Here is a 17,482-nt window from a genome sequence, read left to right as displayed (position 1 = left end):
CGTAGCATTGGCAGCATCATTATATACAAGAGAATGTGGATGTATAGGCGATACCGAATCAGACCGATACGTTGTAACGTGATGAGCAACTGGTATAAATTTTTCTTGCTTGCTGTGTCTACGCTGACAGAGGCTGCAAAAAATTTATACCGGTCTCGCTGTATCGTTTTTATAGCGAATTAACTATAGTAATGAAAAAATAAATAGCTCACCACTGCCTACTGCGGCAGTGTTTGACCGAGCGGCATAACGGTACTGATATTCAAATTCAAAAAGCCCAATTTGCCCGCAATATCCATCACTTTTACCACAGATTGATGGGTAGCGTTGGCATCGGCAGCGATAACAAACAAGATATCACGCTCACTGCCTGCTTCTTGTTGCAACATATTAGTCAGCTCAGCCTCACTATTGTTAGCAAGGCTCATACCATTTACCATATACCTGCCATCTTCTTGTACAGCCACCTCAATACTAGTGGTTTGCTCGACAAGTGCGACACCTTCAGCTTCAGGCAGAACTATATTTAAGCGGCTAAAGTGATTAAATGATGTTGCTAATAACAAAAACACGATCAAAAACAGTAAGCAGTCAATCATGGGTGTTAAGTTGATTTCTAGTGGTTCAACGGTAGGCTTTCTAAAACGCATGGCTAATTCTCTGATGACGTAAGGCTAGAAGGCGAAAATACAAGTATCTTCTATGCAGGTTGGTGCGTATTTTCAGTATCAAACCCCGATGTATCACCTAACTGTTCAACGTCTGTATGCTGGCTTTTTACCATCGCAGCGAACGGTTTGTTGAGCGATAAATGAGCATCAGCCAATAACTGGTAGTCATAAAGCTCTTGAATCATAAGTCCAGCTTCAGTCTCAAACCTAGCATTAATATCTACAATCCGGCGCTGAAAATAGCGATAAGCGACGAGCGCTGGTATTGCAACGACCATACCAGCCGCCGTTGTAATCAAAGCTTGCGAGACACCAGCGGCCAGTAAAGTAGGATCCTGCATTGCCCCATCCGTAATGGCTAAGAATGAAGATATGATACCCAGCACAGTACCCAATAGACCAAGTAGTGGAGCAATTGCTCCTATTGTACCGAGCATATTGATGTTTTTTTCGAGCTGATGTATCTGTACACTGGCTCTATTTTGCATGTGCATAGTCATTGAGTCTAGACCATACTGACGATATACCAATCCTGTCGCTAAGATATCACCCAATGGGGTTCTTTCTTTAACATTCATTAACTGAGTGCGGCCAATAGCGCCATTTTCACGTAGGCGCGTTATTAGCTGTTCACGTAATCTGCCAGGTACGATTTTACTAAACTGTAGCGTACTGCTGCGCTCAATGATAATGATAAGTGCAACTATCGAACATATGACGATTGGCATCATCAACCAACCACCTGCTTTTACCAATTCCCACATAATGACTCTCTTGTATACTGTTTAACATGTCCAAAAGCTTGCGACCATTATGTAATGAAAGTCATTTATAGCTCACTATGTAAGTAAAAAACTTACATAGTGATTAAGTATATTGTCTTTAGTACGTCAGTTTAAATAAGTGCATTAGCGCTGCGCTTCTAGCTGTTTGATTAACGCTGCAAGCTCATCTTGATTGTGAAAAAATATCTCTACACTACCCTGACCATCTTTTTTGTGCTTGAGTTTTACTTCTGCCCCTAACATATCTGTTAGGTGCTGCGTTAAACGCTCAGCATCGTGAGACTGTGATTTTTCAGTACGATCGGCTTTGGATACAGGATTTAAGATTGACTTGACCAGCTTTTCAGCTTCTCTTACAGTCATCCCACCATCAATAATTTTTTGTGCAATGATAGGCTGCTGCTCAGAGGATAACGCCAATAGTGTGCGCGCATGTCCCATGTCTAAAGCGTTATTTGCCAGATGATCTTTTACCGCGTCATGCAACTGATTGAGACGTAGTAAATTTGATACCGTCGTTCGCGCTTTGCCTACCACATCTGCAATCATTGCATGACTCATGCCAAATTCAGTATGAAAGCGCTGTAATGCTGCTGCTTGCTCAATGACTGACAAATCTTCGCGCTGAATATTTTCGATCAATGCAAGTGCAATCGCCAGCTCATCAGATAAAGCGCGTTCAATCGCTGGAATAACTGGTTTACCTGCCATTTTTGCTGCACGCCAACGACGCTCGCCTGCGATGATTTCGTGAGTCACATCGACTGTACTTTTGTCCTCATTTGCAAGCAGCGGTCGGATCACAATTGGCTGCATCACTCCATGTTGCTCGATCGAAGATGCAAGCTCTGCTAACGCCGTTTCGCTCATGTCGCGTCGCGGTTGATATTTACCCGCTTGCAGTTGAGTCACTGCAATTTGCACCAAACTGATCTGATCTTCAGTGGTGCTGTTGTCTGTTGCGTCACTTATGGTTCTAGTGTTTTTTTTGGGATAATGACGGGCTTTTGTACTGTTGCGAGTAGTACGTTCACTTGTATCCGTAGCTACTTTTTTATCATTTTTTGTCGTCTGAGCTTTGCTCGGGGTAACAGATGATTTTGGCATCTGAGCAATAGAAGTAGCAGCGACCGTTTCGTCATCATCATATATAACGGTATCGTCTTGCAAAGCAGAGGCGGTAATTTGCTTTTCTTTTTTGATTGATCCTAATAAGGCATCTAAACCTCGATTGGCAGCCAATCCTCGTTTTTTCGCCATGATTACCTATCCTCTAACGCTAAATAAAGCCAAATGATTATTAATAAATGCTCGCTGATAAATACGCGACTTAGTACTTTATCGCCCAGCCAGCTGATGATTACGTTTGCTATATCTTCTTAATGTTAGCCTCTACTAGCGGCTTTGTTTGATCACTTCAGCTGCCAGTTTTTGATACGCGCGCGCCCCTTTTGACCATCGCTCATAGGCAATCACTGGTAGTCCATGCGCAGGTGCTTCAGCCAAGCGAATGTTTCTTGGAATATGAGTTTTGTACATAATATCGCCAAAGTGAGCTTCAAGTTCGGCCGACACATCACGCGCCAACGTATTGCGTGCATCAAACAATGTTCTTACCACCCCTCGAATATATAATTTGGGGTTAAGCTCAGTTAGGCGTTCAATCGTTTGTGATAAATCAGCCAAACCTTCTAATGCATAATACTCACATTGCATTGGAATAATGACGCCATCGGTCGCTACCAAAGCGTTGATCGTCAACAGGTTTAAACTTGGGGCACAATCCATAACGACATAATCGTAGGGCCCTTCTTCAGAGCCAGATTGGGCATTTATTAAGTTAGTCATTGCAGTCTGTAACAGCTCATGACTGTTGGTTTGTCCCATTAACGTGACGTCCATACCCGCTAACTCACGATTAGCACCGATCACATCAAAACCTGCTGGGCTCATAACAGTAGCATCTTGTAGTGACACATCATCAAGTAGGACGTCTGCTATTGTCAACTCTAAATCGTTTTTATCTATACCAGTACCACTAGTAGCATTACCTTGTGGATCCAAATCAATCAGCAGTACGCGCTTACGCTTCGCCGCCAAACTGGCAGTCAGGTTTACTGCCGTTGTCGTTTTGCCAACGCCACCTTTTTGATTTGCAATTGCTATGATTTCCATACACTTACTCAATTTGATTAAGGTCTGTTGCTTGTTTTTGCTCTAACAGTCTTTAACTTTGCATTTTTATTATCATGTTTCACAAATAATCTGTTCATAATTTATTATAGGCTATAAAAAACAATGCTAGAGAGCCTTATAAAATTAGGGTCTTACGCTTTAATCATTATGCTAAATCTGAACCAAACTGGCTATGAAAAATGTTTCATAGCTACTGATGTGCCCATAGCTTAGACACTTTTGACAGATAATTCAATCAAATGACGACTATCATGCAAACGTGGCACTTTTAGAATAATGGTTTTAATTTGCCATTCTCCTTCTAAAACTTGTAGCTCATCGTCCGTTGGCGTCTTACCTTTCATAGCGCACAATCGACCACCATTCGCTAACCGCGGCTGCGCCACTTCAACAAAGTCTGTTAAGCTTGCAAATGCTCTAGAAGTGACCACTTCATAAGTAGCTTCATGGGCTTCAATACGTGCAGCAATTGGTTGTACATTATTCAAACCAAGCTCACTACTGATTTGCTTAATAAAACGAATTTTTTTCTGGTTACTATCGAGTGCAGTACACGAGCGTTCAGGCTGACAAATCGCAATAATAACCGCAGGCAACCCCGCTCCTGTACCGATATCTAGCAGTGCGCCTGGTGGCAAATGCGGTATAATAGCCAAACAATCAATGACATGCTTAATCAAGGCTTCTACCGGATCAGTAATCGCGGTCAGATTATACGCTTTATTCCATAATAAAAGCTGATCTAAGTACAATAATAACGTGCGCTGCTGCGTTTGGCTCAACGTTAGATCAAGCTCTTGCACTGCTTGAGCCAAGATATTGGCCAGCATCGGTAACTGCTTACCAAGTTTTGTAAAACCAGTAGCATCTATACTGATATTGTCTACGCTAGTAGAAGGCAGAGAAGTTTTGACAGAAGCTGACATACGACGAATCATCCAGTTTTGGCATGTGAACCTTTTATTTTATCATGCAGGTTACATATTGAATAGTTGCAGATTGCGCTAATGTCCATCATCTTATACTATCGGCGCTAGGATTAGACCGTTATTTATTTTTATATCCTTAGATAGGATTACTTTTTTATTGTTACTGGTACTATGACCTGTATTTGTATGATACAAAATTGACGTCAATGACCGATTTAAAATATCAAGACATCTTGTAAGATGTCGCTATTACAACTTATCCCTTTCACCTTATAAATTCTTATACAACGACTGACCATACGCCTATGACTGAACAGCCTACTGCCTGTACAACGCAACCTTCGGATGATAATGAATTGATGACGACAACTACTGTTGTGACAGACCCTATATTAGCAAAAGTAAAAAATACAGAAGAAAAACAAGATGCCTCATCGCCCCATCCGATATTTAGAGCGGTTAATCAGCGCTGTCTTATCACCGCTAAGCAATTGAAGCGTTATAGTGCTGCTGATATCTTGCCTACTGACACCCGTACTGCGCCTGATTTGGATATTGGTTTTGGGCAAAAGCGGGCGCTCAAAGCATTGCACACTGCACTTGATATAAAAGCCAGTGGCTATCACGTCTTTGCTGCTGGCGAAAATGGACTTGGCAAACGTACCATTATCAGCCGTTTTTTGCAGCATATCGCTATGGATGCACCAACGCCAGATGACTGGGTCTATGTGCACAATTTTACCGATCCTCGTACACCTTTAGCGATACGATTGCCTGCTGGACAAGCAGTATTATTACAACAGCAAGTTAGCGACTTGTGGACACAGGCAAAAAAACGCCTTAGTCAACGTTTTCGTAGTGACCAGTATCAAAGCAAGATCGAAGCGATCAAAAATGACACGCACCAAAAAGAGAGCCTTGCTTACGACGCCCTAAATGCTGAAGGTAAACAATATGACTTGGCATTGACGTTTCGCTCATTTGATAATAAAGCGATGTTTGTGCATCCAAGTCAATTGCCTATAGAGGAAAGTGATAAAACGACTTCTTCTACCTTTAAACCTGCGTTCACTGATACGACTGAGCCAAAAAACACGGCAACACAAAGTGATTATGAGTCTGAGCTGAATGGCTTTACACACAAAAATCACATGCAAAAGCGTCTTAGCCAGCTCACTATCGCTTTAGAAAAGCTAGAGGATGAGGCGAATGACGCAATAGAAGCGCTACATCGTAGTATTGCTCGCCGTGCGTTAAAACCCTTATTTGCTCCCATACAAGAGCAGTTCATTAAGCTTCCAGATGTTATCAGTTATCTTGATGCGATATTCGCTGATATGGTGACCCATGTAGAGCGTATCGTTAATGGCGATGATGAAGAGTTTATTCCTGCTGTACTAGCAACCACCCCTAGCCGTTACGCTGTCAATGTTATGGTGAGTCATGAGCCTGAGAGCGGCGTACCAGTCGTATTTGAAGACTTACCTACTCATCTTAATTTGTTGGGTCATGTCGAGCAAATTACTCAATTGGGCACAGTGACCACCGATGTCAGTATGATACGAGCTGGCGCACTACATCGAGCGAATGGCGGTTACCTACTCCTTGAAGCCAGTCATGTACTTGAGCACCCCTATGCTTGGCAAGGTCTAAAACGCGCTCTACAATCACGAAAAATTAAACTATCCAGCCTTGAGCAAATGCTCACTTTAACAGGCAGTTTATCGTTAGCTCCGATGCCAATCGATCTTGATGTTAAAGTAATTTTGCTTGGAGAAGCAGATTTATATTATGAACTACTGGAACTAGAGCCAGAGTTTGATGCTGTGTTCAAAGTACGTGCTGATTTCCATGATGATGTGACACGTACAGCTGAGCATGAGCTGGCGTTGGTCGCCAAAATGGCGGATATTATCGATTATGCCAATCTATATCCTTTTAATAATAGTGCACAAGCGGCTCTTCTTGAGCATTTAAGCTTACAAGCTGAAGATCAAGACCGTCTTAGCCTACACAGCGATCGTCTCATCAAGCTCTTACACGAGTCGAACCGTCATGCCCGTCTGAGCGAAAAAAGCATCGTCGACGCCAGTCATGTCGCTCAAGCTATCAGTGATATGGATGAGCGCTCAGGATATTTGCGTGATCTATACTGGGATGAGTTAAAAAACGGCCAACAGCTCATCAATACTCAAGGTGAGGCTGTCGGTCAAGTCAACGCCCTTACTGTCGTCAGCTATGCTGATAGTGAGTTTGGTATGCCAGCTCGTCTTACTGCTTTGATTCAACCCAATATTGGTGCTGGTGAGATTCTCGATATCGAGCGTGATGTTGATTTGGGCGGCAGTTTACATGCCAAAGGCATGTTGATTATGACCAGCTACTTACGTGCGCTATTTAGTCAACATCATGCGCTAAACTTTAGCGCTTCTTTAGCCTTTGAACAAAGCTACGCTCATATTGATGGCGATAGCGCGACAGTCAGTGAAGCTTGCGCGCTCCTCTCAGCTTTAGCGAACGTACCTATCAACCAATCCTTTGCTATTACAGGCTCCATGAATCAGTTGGGTGAAGTACAGGCAGTCGGCGGCATTAATGCCAAAATAGCAGGTTTTTTTGATGCTTGTCGCGAGCAAGGTATGACTGGGCAACAGGGAGTAGTAATACCCATGGCTAATGTCAGCCAATTAATGTTGCGAGACGATATTATTGCTGCGGTCAAGGCAGGCAGCTTTTCTATTTATGGCGTGTATACAATCAGTGAAGCCTTGACACTGATGACAGGCTTGCCTATCGATACAATGAATAAAAAAGGTCGTTATCGCAAAGATACCTTATTTGGTAAAGTCTTGCGTCGATTGATGATATGGGACGACAATCAAGATATAGGTGAGCCTATTGAGGACAAAGAATCTAAAAAGAAAGCCAACAAAAAACGTAAGTCTAAACTCCGTAAGAAAAAAGATAAACAAAAACAGCGTAAAAGCGAGAACGTTGATGATGGTCAATGATGACGAAAATCGAGTATCGCCCTCTTTGATAATCGCTTGCTCTCATGCTTTTTGCTAAAACTCTCTTAGTAGAACGTCTAGTAAAATTATCGAATAACAATCTTCAAAGGCCAAACTTAAACCTTCTAGACGCTTAAGCTATTTTCTGCGATGATAAACGTCTTTTATGCCAAACAAGCTATGTCTTAACATGTTACTGTCTTAGTTTGATACTAGGTCTTAATGTGTTACTAGTTAGTATGACACTAGACAATCAAGAACAATCATTCGACACTATGACAGACTCTATATAGGTTATCTCTCAATGACTGCGCAAAACGCTAATGCAACAGATCTCTCTACCTCTAACGCTCCTGATGAGCAGACAGAACAGCCTGTTTTATCAGCCACTGAAGGATCCGAGAATCTAGCGAACGATACAGCGGCTAGCCGTCATGGAGCGGCGACTACTGCGCGGCAATGGCAAGTGTTATCCCAGCTCCAGCGTAACCGCTGGGTGGGCACGACACATATTTATGAGCAGCTCAAGCTTGCTGGGTTTGATATTAGCTTACGTACAGTACAAAGAGATTTGAACGCTTTGGCCAAACGTTTCCCAATTGAAAAAAACAACGCCAACCCGCAAGGCTGGCGCTGGAAAGACGATGCTCCATTGCAAAGCTTGCCACATATGAACCTATCGCAAGCAGTTGCCTTTAATATGGTGGAAGCCAATCTTACTCAGCTACTTCCGCCAGCTATTTTAGATGAGCTATTCCCATGGTTTGATTTGGCGCGGCGACAGCTTAAAAACAGCAAAGTCACACATTCATGGTTAGATCGCGTACGTATTGAAACAGCAACTCAGCCATTGATTGCACCGCATATTGACTTGGACAGTAAAGATAACATTTATCATGCGCTGTTTTATCAACTACAGATTAAAGCCTGTTATACACGTAGTAATAAGTCAGAGGCCAGTGAGTATGTCTTAAACCCTATTGCTATCATTCAACGTGGCGTGATTATCTATTTGCTCGCTACTCGAACTGATGATCCAAAAGCCATTATCCGCACCTTTGCGCTACATCGATTCGCTAGTGTTGAAATATTAGATAGCACAGCAGTGACACCAGATGACTTTCACTTAGACAGCTATCTGGACGCCGGTAGCATGGGCTTTACCCATCCTTTATTGAGTCAGCTACCTGAGCGGGGTAAGAATACCCCCATTGAACTGCGCTTTACCAAAAGAGCTGGCAAAAGCCTGACCGAAAGTAAACTGAGTGATGATCAAATCGTGGTATTTAATGACGACGATACCTTGACGATTCATGCGACTGTCAATCTGACCTCACAACTGGTTTGGTGGCTGCGCGGTTTTGGAAAAGGCTTATTAGACGCCAAACCGCCGCTTCTTTATCAAGTAGTGTTGGATAAAACAACAGATAACGAGCAATAAATCAACCAATAAAAATTTGAGTATAAACAAGGAGTACCATGTCATCTACCGTCTCAACACCGTTACTTTCAGAGAGCTTAAGCACGTTAGGCTTGACTGCCGATATGTTGTTTTTTTCGCTGAATTACGAGTTTACCAAAACCGAAACCAAAGGTATGATGAAGCGCTTTAAAAAGGGTCAAAGCGCAATAGATATCGATATAGCTTGCGTACTATACGATGAGAATTGTACGATCAGTGATATAGTCTGGTTTAAGCAACTGCGAGATAAAGCTGAGTCTATCCGTCATCAAGGCGATAGTCTAAATGGCAAAGATCGTGGTGAGCAAGCGTTGTATAATGCGCCAATGGATCAAGAACAGATTCGTCTGTATCTAGATAAGATACCAGCTCATATCAGTCATATAGGCCTGCTTGCAAGCTCATACCATGGAGAACCATTCGGCAAGGTAAAGGCTGGTGAAGTCCATCTAAGCGATGATGAAGGTAACTATGCGTTTGAAGTCAACCTAAAACAACTGCCGCGTGATTGCAGTGCAGTTTGGGTCGCAGGTTTGCGCCGTGAAGTTGATGATTGGCACTTAACCTTGCAAAACCTACCTCTCTCTGAAACTGACTTGCAAAAAGCAGCTCAACAAGTCGCCCATGAACTGGCGCGTGCTTTGCCTATCCCAGCATCGCATGCTACCAATTGAAGCGCACAATGATGTTAAGACAAACGCTATGTTAGATTCAAGTCAATAACAGTATTTTAAATTAAAAAAGGCGATAAACTATTCACTAGTTTATCGCCCTTTTTTATAAAGCCTGACGCTAGTCCAAAGGCTCTCCGCAATTAGGACAAAAATTCTTTTTACGTACTTCTTGTTCGCGGCGCTCAAGCTCTTGCTCACGTAATACTTGTAACACGATATCTTGTGCTTGCTCTTTGTCTAACCCAAGCTCACGGCGTATTTTATCAATCATCACTTGATTTTGCACTAAGTCAAAATCACCGTCTACCAGCTGCTCACGAAAGTGTTGCTCAAGTTCGTCTCGGCGCTGTGCAAGCTCATTAGCCAGACCTGTCGCCAAAATACCTGCTGGCAGTGCCGCCAGACCCACACCTAATATAGTAATGATCGCCCCTAATATCTTACCTGCATTGGTAATTGGCGTCACATCACCGTAACCGACAGTTGTGAGTGTCACCACAGCCCACCACATCGCTTTGGGTATCGATTCAAACTCTTCTGGTTGCGCGTGGTTTTCTACCAAATAAATACCGCTAGATGCCGTTACAATCATGATTATTAAAATAAAAATGACCGCTTGAAATGAGCCCTTTTCTTTACTAATAACCACAAGCAAGATGCGCATCGAGGCAAAATAACGTGTGAGCTTTAAGATTCTAAATAAACGTAGGATTCTAAGAAAGCGCAGATCAAAGCTGACAAAGAAGTTTAAAAACGCAGGAACGATCGCTATCAAATCAATCAAAGCTGTTGGGCTTTTTATCCACTCCCAACGCTGACGCCAAGTAGTATTATCTGGCTTAGCTTCAGCCACACTCCAAAAACGCAGCAAATACTCAATAGAGAACACCACAATTGAGAAATTTTCAAACAAGGTAAAATATTCTTGATATGGGTAATACCATTGATCAACAGACTCAGCAATCACTGCTGCGACATTGGTCATGATTAAAAAAATCAAAAAATAATCGACATAACGACTAAATAAAGTGTCGTGATCCTCGTTTTGCAAGACATCATATACAAAGTGACGCAGGCGCTGTATAGATTGGAATAGCATGCCGTCCCTATGCGGTAGAGTACCGTAATTAAATGAATGAGTTATACAAAATTTACGTACGATATATATATCAAAGCCAGTAGTAATAAAATGGTAATAGCTAAGCTTATATGCAAAAACTGTAGCTCCATACGAGAGCTACTACTTGAGCTTGCCGCAGGTACCAGTGATAACCCGCATTCAGAACAACTGTTATCAGCTTGATTCAGTATAATCAACGAATATGCGTTCGTACAACGCATAGGAGAGTTACTACAATAGCCAGTCATAAATATATTATCACCCCTTTCACACAGTGTTTTGCAAAAATAATTTAATAGTTTTTATTACTTTACAAAATGTCCCTACTTACATTGAATAGACATAGAAAATATTCACTAAAAACAACACGTATAGCCTATAACACTCTTATATCTGTTACCACAGATAATTTATACAATAGACAATTTGCATAATAATAGGTAATTGTTCCAACCTTAACTCTTAGCTCTGTGAATAAAATTTAGACAATATTTGCAAAATAAGAGACGTTAGGCACTACTAAAGACAAATTTGCTACCACACATCAGGTATTTTGCTTATTGCGCTTTATAACCCTACTTGTAGTAATGAAAATGTATTATAATGAAACAGATTAGTTACATTTTATGAAATAAATGTGATTATTCCTTATAAGTAATTAATGTAATCCCTCATTAAATACTTACCTTTTATTATCTATTATTTCAAGGAACCACCCGATGAAACTACAATCCCTAGTTTTGGCGACTGCTGCTGCGTTAACTATGACTACTGCTTTTGCAGTTCCTGCAGGTACTTGGACAGTTGCTGCCGGTGCACACTATGTTGACCCAAAAAGCGACAACGGCACAGTATCTACTGCCTTAGGCGACTTTGCAGTTGACGTTGATGGCGATGTGCGTCCAACTGTAAGCGGTGAGTACTTTGTTGCTAACAACGTTGGTATCGAACTACTAGCAGCGATTCCGTTTCATCATGACATTACTCTCAAGTCTGGTGATACTACTATTGATGCAAAAACACAGCATCTACCACCTACCTTATCTATACAGTATCACTTTGATGACTACAATCTACCTATGAATGTAAAACCGTTCGTTGGTGTTGGTGTCAACTATACGACTTTCTTTAAAGAAAAAGTTTATATTCCTCTTGCTGGTGACTTTGATTTAGATCTTGATGATAGTGTTGGCGTTGCAGGCCACATTGGCTTAGATATTCCTTTTGCTCCAACTGAGTCTTTCCGTATTGATGCGCGTTACATGGACATCAAAACCGATGCTAGCTTAAATGGCACTGACATTGGTGAAGTAGACATCAGCCCTTGGGTATACGGCGTTGCTTTTGTAAAACAGTTCTAATATAGACAACTACTATAAGCCAAATACCTTAGATAAGAAAGCCAGCTATTATGCTGGCTTTCTTGTTTGTCTTATTTAATAAAAACTAGCGTAGGCTATAAAAGACAGATTATAAAGTACATACAAGTATAAAAAAGACCATCCAAAGACAGTCTTTTTGTTTAAGTATTACATGAATTATCTGCTAGCTTTACAATAGGATACGACGTGGATCAGCCAGTAAACTTGCGACATAGCGCGTAAATACGGCAGCATCAGCACCATTAATGACACGGTGATCATAAGATAATGATAATGGTAGCATCAGACGTGGCTCAAAGGTCTGCTTATCGGCATTCCAGCGTGGCTGCATCGTTGCTTCAGAGGCGCCTAATATACCTACTTGTGGCCAGTTGACTAGTGGCGTAAACGACGTACCACCCAAAACGCCTTGACTTGAAATCGTAAAGCTAGCACCTTGCAGATCTTTAGTACTAAGCTTTTTGTCACGCGCTTTTGCAGCCAGCTCACCAATCTCAATCGCAATCTGCTTGATACCTTTGTCTTGCGCATTTTTAATCACTGGGACTATCAAGCCATCATCAGTCGCTACTGCAATACCCATATTGACAGTTTTACGTAAGATAATTTGCGTATTATCATCACTTAAGTGGCTGTTAAAGCGTGGATGCTGAGTAAGCGCGTAAGCAGTTGCTTTAACGATAAAGGCTAAGATAGTCAGACCAATGCCTTCTTTTTTCATACCGCCTTTTAGCTCGCCACGTAACTTTTCAGTTTCCGTAATATCTGATACATCAAACTGGGTCACTTGAGGTAGATAAGTATTATAGTTGAGCTGCGGAATTGAGACTTTTTGTAGACGGCTAAGATCTTGTACTTCAGTCTCGCCCCAAATCTCGGTATTACTCATGTCTGGTAAGTTTGGTAGACTCGAACTCACTACATTGCCGCTAGCAGGTGCAGTTTTTTGGGTACTCAAACTTTCTTTGACGTGCGCAAACAAGTCTTCTTTTAAGATACGGTCATTTAGAGCTGAACCATTTACTTGAGTAATGTCTACGCCTAACTGACGGGCAAGCTTACGTACTGCAGGACCTGCATAGACATCGGTTAACTTCTCATTAACCTGAGACTCTGTAAGCTTACCACCTTGCGCGTTCGCAGAAGACGACTTTACCTCAGCTTGCTTGGGCTCACCAGTCGTTTGCTTGACAGATGATGCGGCACTCTTGCTAGAAGCGTCAGAACTAGCATCTTTATTATCTGAGCTGGGCTGCGTTTGCGCTTCAGTCGCTTGTTCTTCATCGCTAGTATCATCACTGCCACTGCCACCAGTGCCAACGATGACAATGAAGTCTTGACCATTGGCGACCATATCACCCGCTTCGACAAGTATTTTCTCAACTTTGCCGTCTTCTGGCGCTGGTACTTCAACCGAAGCTTTATCAGATTCAATTAGCAAAATTGATTGATCGGCACTGACCACATCACCAACACTGACCATAATCTCGGCTACTTGCGCCTCATCAACACCCATATCTGGCAAAGCATGAGTCGTTGCTTTTCCTGTCTTCTCAGTAGATTTAGATGAGTCAGAATCAGCAGGTTTTGTATCGTCTTTTTGCTCTTCTTTCTTAGTAGCTTGTTGCTCATCTTGCTTTTCAGTTGCAGGCGCTTGTTCGCTGTCTTTATCCGCGCCTTGACTATCACCTTGGCTATTATCTTGACTATCGGTATCAGCATCGCTATCGAGTTCGATAAGTACCATGCCTTCACTGACTTGATCACCGACAGCAACATTCACCTTAGTGACCTTACCAGCAGCTGAACTGGGCACTTCGACTGAGGCTTTATCAGATTCTATTAAGATAATATTATCGTCTTTAGCGATAACATCACCGACTTCTACCATAATTTCACTGACTTCGGCGCTATCGACACCTAAATCGGGGGCTTTAATATCCATTTTTTTCTCCTGGTCTTATGATTACAACGTCTTATAGTTATTATTTAGCTATTATTCTTCGACGTCACCATCATTAAGTAATTTGGCATCAGCTTGATCTTCAGCGCGGCCTTCTGTGCTAATTTCGTCATCATCTTCATCGACAAACTCAGGTACAGGGTTTGGATTAACATTATCAGATGCTGGGGCTGGCGCATCTGGGAAATGATCATAATAAGGCTGCTGCTGCCATGCAGGCGGCTGATCTACTTCGATATCAAAGCTTGAGATAGCATCTTTGACCAAACGCATCTCAACTTCACCTTCATCAGCTAAGCGTTTAAGCGTTGCAACTACAATATGAGCAGCATCTACGTGAAAGAAACTACGTAACTGTTCACGCGTATCCGAGCGACCATAGCCATCTGTACCTAAAGTAGTATAAGGACGGTTATCCGGTAGCCAACCACGGATTTGCTCTGAGTAATTGCGCATATAGTCCGTAGCTGCAACCACGATACCTTCATGCGGAGCAAGCTGCTCTGTCACCCATGATACCTTTTCTTCTTCCATAGGATGCAAACGGTTGTAATCATCACAAGCCATACCATCACGAGTCAGCTCATTAAAGCTGGTCACACTCCACACGTTAGATGTAATATTGAACTCATCTTTTAGTATTTTTGATGCTTTTTGTACTTCACGTAAGATAACACCAGAACCTAACAGCTGAACTTGGTTTGAGCCATTGTCTTCAAGCAAGTACATACCACGTTTGATGCCTTCTTCAACACCCTCTGGCATTGCAGGTTGCTCGTAGTTCTCATTCATTAGGGTTAAGTAATAAAAAACACGTTCCCCTTCGCCATACATCCGGCGCAGACCATCATGCATCACCACTGCTAGCTCATAACCAAAACAAGGATCATAAGTCACACAATTGGGCACGACGTTAAAGAGAATTTGTGAATGGCCATCTTGATGCTGTAAGCCTTCACCATTTAGCGTAGTACGACCAGCGGTCGCGCCTAACAAGAAGCCCTGAGCCTGACAGTCACCAGCTGCCCATGCCAAGTCACCAACGCGTTGGAAACCAAACATAGAATAGTAAATATATAGCGGAATCATCGGTAAGGCGTTGACAGAATAACTGGTTGCTAGTGCAATCCAAGTACTCATCGCACCCGCTTCATTGATGCCTTCTTCTAACATATGGCCATCGATGGCTTCTTTATAACCCATCAAAGCTTCGCTGTCTTCAGGTGTATACTTTTGCCCAGAAGCTGAGTAAATACCCAATTGACGGAACATGCCTTCTAGACCAAACGTACGTGCTTCATCAGGGACGATAGGTACCACACGGTCTTGGATGTCTTTGTTTTTTAACATCGCTGATAATAAACGCACGAACACCATCGTCGTTGATTGCTCTTTACCGTTACTGCCTTTCAATACTCGATCAAAGATAGACAAGTCAGGAATAGGAAGCGGAATATGACCACTACGGCGGTTTGGTAGATGACCACCTAACGCCTCACGACGCCCTTTTAGATATTTCATTTCTGGTGAGTTTTCTTCGGGACGATAAAACGGTAAGGTCTCCAACTGTTCATCCGTAAACGGCAACTCGAAACGATCTCGGAAATACATCAACGAGTCTTGATCCAACTTTTTGATCTGATGCGACTTATTGACCGCTTGCGCTTGGGTAGATAGGCCGTAACCTTTAACTGTTTTGACTAAAACTACGGTAGGCTGACCTTTGGTTTTCATGGCTTCACTAAAGGCAGCGTACACTTTCATTGGGTCATGACCACCACGATTTAAGCGCGAAATATCATAATCGGATAGCTCACTTGCCATCTCTTCAAGCTCTGGATATTTACCGAAGAATTCTTTGCGGGTAAATTCAGGCTGGCGTGCTTCATAAAGCTGGTATTCACCATCGACTACCTCTTCCATACGGTGTTTTAGTACACCAGTTGCATCTTTATCCAGTAGCGTATCCCACTTACCGCCCCAAATGACTTTAATCACGCGCCAGCCGGCACCGCGAAAGACAGATTCAAGCTCTTGAATAATTTTGCCGTTACCACGCACTGGGCCATCGAGTCGCTGTAGGTTACAGTTGATTACCCATATGAGGTTATCGAGCTTTTCGCGACCGGCAAGCGAGATCGCACCTAAGCTTTCTGGCTCATCAGTCTCCCCATCTCCTAAGAATGTCCAAATTTTACGACCCTCAGACTCTAGCAAACCGCGGTTTTCCATGTAGCGATGTACGTGAGCATGATAGATCGACATAATAGGTCCAAGACCCATTGATACAGTTGGGAACTGCCAATAGTCCGGCATTAGATATGGGTGTGGGTAACTTGATAGACCTTTACCGCCGACTTCACGGCGAAAATTATCAAGCTGCTCTTCTGTCAAACGGCCTTCTAAATAAGAGCGGGCATAGATACCTGGCGCTGAGTGACCTTGATAGTAGACCATGTCACCACCGAAGTGATCGTTAGCAGCGCGGAAAAAATGGTTGAAGCCAGTTTCATAAAGCGTCGCACTTGAGGCAAAGGTCGCCAAATGACCACCCAAATCATCATCGTTCTTATTTGCACGCATGACCATTGCCAAAGCGTTGTAGCGAATCAAAGCACGAATCTTACGCTCGATAGCCAGATCACCAGGATACATAGGCTCGTCTTCGACTGCGATCGTGTTAATGTAGGCAGTATCTAGACGGTTAAATGGTAGCCCTTCTTGTACGGCCATATTGTATAAAGCTTTAAGTAAGAACTGCGCCCGATCCTTATCGGCATGCTTGATGACAGATTCAAAAGCTTCCAACCATTCTTGCGTTTCGGTGCTATCAGCATCCTTATAATAATTCATCTTTATTTGTCCTTTTATATCAGTCATTCCCACCTTATGGTAGGGCGTTATTAAATGATGTTCAATGAGATATGGTTTACTTTACGACGTCCTTGCTGCGCTTAAGCATTTTATTGTCTCATGCAATTATACGAATGATTTTCTTTATAATTAAAGGGTTAACAGGCTCAAATACAATATTGGCTGCCTAACCTCTTTGATTATTAACGTCAGTTAACAACCATACTCACGATACCTGTATGTATGATTATAAAACAGTGATAGGTATTTATTATAAGCGCTTATGATGCAAATGTTTATGGCTGTAGAGAAATGACAACATAACAAGTATTTTATAAATAAATAGCGATTAGTTTTTTTTAAAATGATAACGAAATATACACTTCATTTCTTCTATCCCCATCCTATTTTCTTAGGCATCAACTGTATTTATCCT

General features: G+C 42.3%; 12 protein-coding genes. 4 read left to right on the top strand and 8 right to left on the bottom strand.

The genetic code is table 11. From position 1 onward, the window contains the following. Nucleotides 1–218: 218 nt before the first annotated feature. The 5 genes from BTV98_RS03755 to rsmG form a co-directional block, all read right to left on the bottom strand. Complete coding sequence (locus tag BTV98_RS03755; RefSeq protein WP_058369687.1) at nt 219–650, bottom strand: biopolymer transporter ExbD; 432 nt, start codon at nt 648–650, stop codon at nt 219–221. 50 nt (nt 651–700) lie between these two features. Beyond that, a complete protein-coding gene (locus BTV98_RS03750; RefSeq protein ID WP_082638079.1) occupies nt 701–1,435 on the bottom strand; it encodes a MotA/TolQ/ExbB proton channel family protein in 735 nt (244 codons plus the stop codon). 144 nt (nt 1,436–1,579) lie between these two features. Then, complete coding sequence (locus BTV98_RS03745) at nt 1,580–2,716, bottom strand: ParB/RepB/Spo0J family partition protein (RefSeq protein WP_058369686.1); 1,137 nt, start codon at nt 2,714–2,716, stop codon at nt 1,580–1,582. Nucleotides 2,717–2,851: 135 nt separating this feature from the next. After that, complete coding sequence (locus BTV98_RS03740) at nt 2,852–3,631, bottom strand: ParA family protein (RefSeq protein ID WP_058369685.1); 780 nt, start codon at nt 3,629–3,631, stop codon at nt 2,852–2,854. Nucleotides 3,632–3,861: 230 nt separating this feature from the next. Further along, nucleotides 3,862–4,578: a 16S rRNA (guanine(527)-N(7))-methyltransferase RsmG gene (rsmG, locus tag BTV98_RS03735; RefSeq protein WP_075102998.1), complete on the bottom strand. Its 717-nt coding sequence runs from the start codon at nt 4,576–4,578 to the stop codon at nt 3,862–3,864. A 308-nt stretch (nt 4,579–4,886) separates the two neighbouring features. On the opposite strand from rsmG, the gene BTV98_RS03730 reads away from it, so the two are divergent. The 3 genes from BTV98_RS03730 (at nt 4,887) to BTV98_RS03720 (ending at nt 9,728) form a co-directional block, all read left to right on the top strand. Next, nucleotides 4,887–7,592: an ATP-binding protein gene (locus tag BTV98_RS03730; protein WP_075102912.1), complete on the top strand. Its 2,706-nt coding sequence runs from the start codon at nt 4,887–4,889 to the stop codon at nt 7,590–7,592. A gap of 304 nt (nt 7,593–7,896) precedes the next feature. Next, complete coding sequence (locus tag BTV98_RS03725; protein ID WP_058369684.1) at nt 7,897–9,033, top strand: YafY family protein; 1,137 nt, start codon at nt 7,897–7,899, stop codon at nt 9,031–9,033. Nucleotides 9,034–9,071: 38 nt separating this feature from the next. Then, nucleotides 9,072–9,728 carry a TerD family protein gene (locus tag BTV98_RS03720; protein ID WP_058369683.1) on the top strand — a complete coding sequence of 219 codons (657 nt, stop codon included), beginning with the start codon at nt 9,072–9,074 and terminating at the stop codon, nt 9,726–9,728. A 118-nt stretch (nt 9,729–9,846) separates the two neighbouring features. Here the strand turns inward: BTV98_RS03720 and BTV98_RS03715 are convergent, their stop codons facing one another. Further along, nucleotides 9,847–10,827: an ion transporter gene (locus tag BTV98_RS03715; RefSeq protein WP_075102911.1), complete on the bottom strand. Its 981-nt coding sequence runs from the start codon at nt 10,825–10,827 to the stop codon at nt 9,847–9,849. A gap of 740 nt (nt 10,828–11,567) precedes the next feature. Here BTV98_RS03715 and BTV98_RS03710 point away from each other — a divergent pair. Next, nucleotides 11,568–12,209, top strand: coding sequence for an OmpW family protein (locus BTV98_RS03710; RefSeq protein ID WP_075102910.1), 642 nt, complete (start codon nt 11,568–11,570; stop codon nt 12,207–12,209). A gap of 190 nt (nt 12,210–12,399) precedes the next feature. Here BTV98_RS03710 and BTV98_RS03705 read toward each other — a convergent pair whose 3' ends face one another. Then, nucleotides 12,400–14,175 carry a 2-oxo acid dehydrogenase subunit E2 gene (locus BTV98_RS03705; RefSeq protein WP_058368588.1) on the bottom strand — a complete coding sequence of 592 codons (1,776 nt, stop codon included), beginning with the start codon at nt 14,173–14,175 and terminating at the stop codon, nt 12,400–12,402. A 51-nt stretch (nt 14,176–14,226) separates the two neighbouring features. Beyond that, nucleotides 14,227–17,046, bottom strand: coding sequence for a pyruvate dehydrogenase (acetyl-transferring), homodimeric type (gene aceE, locus BTV98_RS03700; protein WP_058368587.1), 2,820 nt, complete (start codon nt 17,044–17,046; stop codon nt 14,227–14,229). Nucleotides 17,047–17,482 lie beyond the last annotated feature (436 nt).

Source organism: Psychrobacter sp. Cmf 22.2, assembly GCF_001921745.1.
Taxonomy (GTDB): domain Bacteria; phylum Pseudomonadota; class Gammaproteobacteria; order Pseudomonadales; family Moraxellaceae; genus Psychrobacter.
This window is presented reverse-complemented; position numbering and strand designations above follow the sequence as displayed.